At 35.1% G+C, this 1,252-nt stretch carries 2 protein-coding genes; both read left to right on the forward strand.

Annotated features, from left to right (window positions below; all coding sequences use genetic code 11):
- Nucleotides 1–38: 38 nt before the first annotated feature.
- Nucleotides 39–905 carry a type IV secretion system protein gene (locus tag CER18_RS09690; protein ID WP_100129745.1) on the forward strand — a complete coding sequence of 289 codons (867 nt, stop codon included), beginning with the start codon at nucleotides 39–41 and terminating at the stop codon, nucleotides 903–905.
- 216 nt (nucleotides 906–1,121) lie between these two features.
- A partial coding sequence (locus CER18_RS10335; protein ID WP_100129746.1) for a TrwH protein occupies nucleotides 1,122–1,252 on the forward strand: 131 nt, incomplete at its 3' end.

Genomic DNA, 1,252 nt, shown 5'->3' on the forward strand with positions numbered 1-1,252 from the left:
AGAAATTAGAAATTGAAGTTTTGTTAAAGAGGAATGCTATGAACTTCACTATGTTCACGCAACTTTTCAATCAAATTGAGAATATAACAAAAACCTATGTCACGGATATTTCCTCAAAAGCAATAGCTACAATTACGCCTTTCATCTCAATCGGGATCACAATCGCTTTCATCATCTATGGATGGCTCATCATTCGCGGTGCTATAGATATGCCTCTCTCCGGATTTGTAAACCGTTTCATACGAATAAGCATTATTACTTCAATAGCTCTTACCGCAGGACTGTATCAGCCAGAAATCACAAATTTGATAACTCAAATGCCTCATGATTTATCAAAAGCGCTCATAAAAAATCCACTCACTGATCAACAATTAATGAGTTTACTCGATGAAGCAGCAGGCAAAGGATTTCAATATGCAAGCAGCCTTTTCGAAGAAACTGTCTTCTTCGATGCCAATGGGTTTCTTTACAGTCTCTTAGGTATCCTCATCTTGCTAGCAACAAGCCTCGTAGTCGCTATCGGTGGTGGTCTCATCCTAATAACAAAAATCGCACTTTCACTTCTCGTAGGATGGGGACCAATATTTATTATTGCTCTACTCTGGCAGCCAACCTATCGCTTCTTCGAACAATGGATAGCACAAGTTTTAAGCTATACAATCCTCTTTGTATTCTTAGCCACCCTATTTAATCTAATGATGAATGTCTTTGCAAACTATTTAGGTGATATGTCGCTCAATAATCAGCAAAATATAGGAGGCACGTTTGGAGGGGCTCTTATCCTGTCCATTATATCCATTATGCTGTTACTCAAACTGTCAAATATTGCCAATGCGCTAGCAAAAGGTATTACATTTGGACATCTATGGAGATTAGATGGTATAGGAAGCAATAAATCCCGTTAACATCCACCTTTTTAGCATCTATAGGACAAAATAACCCCAATATTCCAATCTCAAAGTCAAAAATATTTGCACTGTAGCTGAATTTTTCCGTGAATAAAATCAATTATAAAATTAAAAAAGTAAAATAAACACAAATTATGCACTTTACTTTATATTCAAAGTTGCAATAATGACAAAAATTGTTATATATAAATAATTGTGAAAAGTAGCATTAAAATGAAAAATATCATTTCTATAATTTTAATCATGAATCTTTTATCTGCTTGCGTATTAGCGCCAAAGTTAAAGCAACCAAATGATAGAAACCGTATACCTATCAATAAAACAATCCCTGCCGAAATCAAGCG

It is taken from the genome of Bartonella tribocorum, from assembly GCF_002777915.1.
Taxonomy (GTDB): domain Bacteria; phylum Pseudomonadota; class Alphaproteobacteria; order Rhizobiales; family Rhizobiaceae; genus Bartonella; species Bartonella tribocorum_A.

Excerpts from the sequence above, each read along its gene's own strand:
- CER18_RS09690 (WP_100129745.1), top strand. The coding sequence starts at position 39 with ATGAACTTCACTATGTTCACGCAACTTTTCAATCAAATTGAGAATATA.